A 4,039-nucleotide genomic window follows, 5' to 3' on the forward strand; every position below is an offset into this window, starting at 1 on the left:
ATGTTTTACCTGGCACAGGGCGACCCTCTTTTTTGGCTTTATCTCGCCAATGATACAGGGTTTGGTAGGAGATCCCCTCACTGCGAGCCACTTCCGTGACCGTCATATTGTGGGGAGGTAATAATTTCTTTAAGACAGCGTCTTTACGTTCAGGTGAATATCGTTCCATTGAGCTCTCATTGACCGCCCCCTTTATTTAATTATTGGATGATTTTAAGGGGTGACAACAATCCTGACACAGGGGGGTTCTATCGCTAGTGAGTTAGCGATAGCAATGCAATCAGGTAAACGAGTGTTACTTGTGGGAGATCATAAACAATTACCACCGCTTTATTCTGAGCCACATAAGAAAGCCATAGCAAGAAAGTTAGGTATTGTGGCTAATGACTCTGAAGATTTATTTCAAAGTGACTTTGAGCGTGCTTTTGAATCTGAATACGGCAAGGAAGCGGGGGCAAAACTATTAACTCAATATCGAATGGCAAAACCCATTGGCGATTTGGTTTCTCAATGTTTCTATAGTGGGGAACTGGTGACTGGCGAACGTATGATTCCAAATATTTATCAGGACGTGCCTAAAGCGTTACAGAGTGTCGTAACTTGGATTGATACGTCTTTGTTAGGTAAAGCTTCCCATCATGCCAAATGTAAAGGTGAAAGCCTCTCCAATGTTGCAGAAGCGGATGAAATTATTGCTTTGCTTAGGGAGATCTCTGATAACGAAAAGTTTATAACATCCCTGTCAAAAACGGTTAAAGAAAGTGACCCAGCGATTGGCATTATTTGTATGTATGGTGAGCAAAAGCGTTTGATCCGTAAAAAATTCAATGAACAATCATGGGATGATGAGTTTAAATCCTTGGTAAAAATAGACACTGTAGATAGTTATCAAGGTAAAGAAAATAGAGTAATTATTCTCTCGATTACAAGAAGTTGTACCGATCTAAGTACCGGTTTTTTACGTCTGCCAAACCGTATTAATGTGGCTTTGTCTCGGGCAATGGATAGATTAGTCATTGTCGGTGCAACACATATGTGGCGAGGTAAGAATGCTCATAAGCCTTTAGGTAAGGTGATTGAGTTTATCGAGTTACAAAAAATAGTCTCGAATTATAGTGTATTGAATGCAAAACCAAAAAAGCCTAAGGGAGTAAGAAGGTAATGAATGAGCAATCAAACATAGTTTATAACGAAATTGATTTCCTTATACCTTCATACCGATTCAATATTCGTTACTCTTACGTAAGCAAGCGTGGTTTATCATTTATTCGTGAATTCGTGTTGAGGCTCGTACACTTATCCCCGATGAAGCCCACTGATATCTCAGAGTTTTTAGGGTTAACTGAAAGAGAAGCTAAAGAGGCTATTCGAGATCTTATTGAGAGAGAAGAGTTGGCTTATAACGAGCTTGGACAAGTTGAGTTGACAGTCAAAGCGATTAGTTATTTTTCTGCTTTAGGTGAGCCTCCTCAAGTGAGTGATATCGTTACGAGTAATACGATACTTGGATATGAAGCATTGGGATTTAATTGTGTATCGACTCATAGCAAGCGTTTAAATGATAAATGGACTTGTGGACTTAGAGTTGATGCAAAAAGTGAACATATTGCCAACAGAACTAAACTAGTTGGGAAAGCTTTTCAGCGTCAATTTCATAGTTTGCTCGATAAAGAGATGATTACGAATGTTCGTCAGCCAGAAGGCGCTGGCCAACCAAGTGTTTATAAAGTCGATTCGCTAAATCAAATTGGAACAGAACCATTCCGAGTTAAGCTTTGTTTTGCTATGGACAGACAAGGTGTTGCTATTGAAATTGATGAGATCGGACAATTAGAAGCAGATGAACTTGTTTTGGACGGCATTCGGCAGGTTATCGCTAGTAACCAGACTAGCAATAATTTAAGGGAAATCGTCTTAGCAATTGAATCACTAGGTGATATGAATACGGGTTCGTTAATTACTGAACAAGGGCTTAATATTGATAAGTTATTTGCTTTGGCACAATCTCCTAACGTTGATGATGGTGACTTTATTCCGTTAGTTGGCTCTATATATACTCGAGATAACTGGCAAAAATTTGGTGCGCAACTTGATTCCGTAAAAAATAAATTGGCTGGAAAGCATCAAGAAGGCATCAAGCCCCTTACTTGGCTTGCTCCAAGTGAGGGGTTGTGGGCGAGAAATAGTTATCTTTCGAGTTGTTTTGAGTCTTTAATTGATGGTTCAAAGATCAAAGGTAAAAAACCGAAAACGCTATATCAGCCTGCATTATTCGTCCCTATGACATCGAAGCACGATCAGTATGGTTGTAAGCGATGGAAAGACGATTTTGCTATAAATATCGATTACGTGAATGGTTATATTGCGGGGTTTTTAGGTGGTGCAGTAGAAGTTCTTTTACTTGATAATGAGTTGGTTGTAGTCACTTACTACATTAGTTTGCCAGAAATTTATCCCGTTCCAATGCCTATTGGATTTATGAGCAAAAACAAAGCCTTAATTGAAAGAATAGCAAGTGAGCTCTATCCATATTTAGATTCTTTATATGATAGTGAAAATAGACGGGATTTAGGGGCTATTTCAAAATTATGACCTATACAGAAGACGGTTTAGTTGAGCAGCCAGCTATTGCTTTGTTTAAAAGCTTGGGGTGGGAAGTGCAAACATGTTGGGACGAATTGTTTGGCTCTGATGCCCAAGGAGAGCTAGCCTTTGGGCGTGAAACTCGTAGTGATATTGTTCTCAAGCATCGTCTTCGCCAAGCGCTTGAAAAATTAAATACTGCAGTGCCGACTAGAATCATTCAAGAGGCTATCGATGAAATTTGTCGTGATCGTAGCTCAATGAGCGATATCGCAGCAAATGAACAAGTATATGAGCTTTTAAAAGATGGCTATATATATTGTAGTGATCTTGAAGATGAGGAAGATTATGTCGTTCGGTTTATCAATTGGGATGAGCCTACTGACAATGATTTTGTACTTTGTAGCCAAATGAGTATATCTGGTGAAATTGAAACGAGAAGACCAGATTTATTAGGTTTTATAAATGGTTTACCACTAGTATTTATTGAGCTTAAAGCCAGCCATAAAAACCTACTCAATGCCTATAAAGATAACCTGACAGATTATCGAACCACTATCCCAAGCTTATTTCATTTTAATCAGGTCATTATTCTATCGAATGGCGTTCAATCTCGTGTTGGTACGATATCGAGTCAGTGGGAACATTTTGCTGAATGGAAGAAAATTGCCAGCGAAAAAGAGGCTCGACGAGTTAGCTTAGAGGTGGTTATTCGAGGTGTGTGCGAACAAAACCGTTTACTCGATATAATCGAAAATTATACCTTATTTGTTAAGCAGAAACAGACGATTAAGATTGTTGCAAAGTATCACCAATATCTGGGCGTAAACCAAGCATTGGAAGGATTGAGTAATGTTAAAGAGCGTGCAGGACAACTCGGCGTGTTTTGGCATACCCAGGGAAGTGGCAAAAGTTTTTCCATGGTCTTCTTCTGTAAAAAAGCATTTCGTAAGTACACAGGTAATTGGACTTTTGTGCTGATAACTGACCGCACAGATTTAGATGACCAAATTTATAAGACGTTTAATTCAACTGGTATTTTGACGGAAAATTGCCAAGCAGAATCAGGCGCAGAGCTTAAAGCATATTTAGCTGCGGATCATAGATTTGTATTTTCGTTGATACAAAAGTTTAAAGGTGATGAGAAAGGAAATTACCCTCTTCTTTCTGAGCGTAACGATATCATTGTTATTACTGATGAGGCACATCCCCCCTGTGTCAGGATTGTTGTCACCCCTTAAAATCATCCAATAATTAAATAAAGGGGGCGGTCAATGAGAGCTCAATGGAACGATATTCACCTGAACGTAAAGACGCTGTCTTAAAGAAATTATTACCTCCCCACAATATGACGGTCACGGAAGTGGCTCGCAGTGAGGGGATCTCCTACCAAACCCTGTATCATTGGCGAGATAAAGCCAAAAAAGAGGGTCGCCCTGTGCCAGGTAAAACATTA

At 39.3% G+C, this 4,039-nt stretch carries 5 protein-coding genes; 4 read left to right on the plus strand and 1 reads right to left on the minus strand.

Going from position 1 to position 4,039, the window contains the following annotated elements; all coding sequences use genetic code 11:
* Positions 1-169, minus strand: a 169-nt coding sequence (locus L5M18_RS22755) for a transposase (protein WP_263195311.1), incomplete at its 3' end; no start/stop codon positions are given.
* A gap of 51 nt (positions 170-220) precedes the next feature.
* Here L5M18_RS22755 and L5M18_RS22760 point away from each other — a divergent pair.
* The 4 genes from L5M18_RS22760 to L5M18_RS22775 all read left to right on the plus strand — a co-directional run.
* A complete protein-coding gene (locus tag L5M18_RS22760; protein WP_263198689.1) occupies positions 221-1,162 on the plus strand; it encodes a DEAD/DEAH box helicase in 942 nt (313 codons plus the stop codon).
* A complete protein-coding gene (locus L5M18_RS22765; protein ID WP_263198690.1) occupies positions 1,162-2,592 on the plus strand; it encodes a hypothetical protein in 1,431 nt (476 codons plus the stop codon). The genes L5M18_RS22760 and L5M18_RS22765 overlap by 1 nt, the downstream gene beginning before the upstream one ends.
* Positions 2,589-3,824: a type I restriction endonuclease gene (locus tag L5M18_RS22770; RefSeq protein WP_263198691.1), complete on the plus strand. Its 1,236-nt coding sequence runs from the start codon at positions 2,589-2,591 to the stop codon at positions 3,822-3,824. Before L5M18_RS22765 ends, L5M18_RS22770 begins: the two co-directional genes overlap by 4 nt.
* Before the next feature lie 44 nt (positions 3,825-3,868).
* Positions 3,869-4,039, plus strand: a 171-nt coding sequence (locus L5M18_RS22775) for a transposase (protein WP_263190459.1), incomplete at its 3' end; no start/stop codon positions are given.

Source organism: Shewanella sp. SM20 (assembly GCF_025654545.1).
GTDB lineage: Bacteria > Pseudomonadota > Gammaproteobacteria > Enterobacterales > Shewanellaceae > Shewanella > Shewanella oncorhynchi.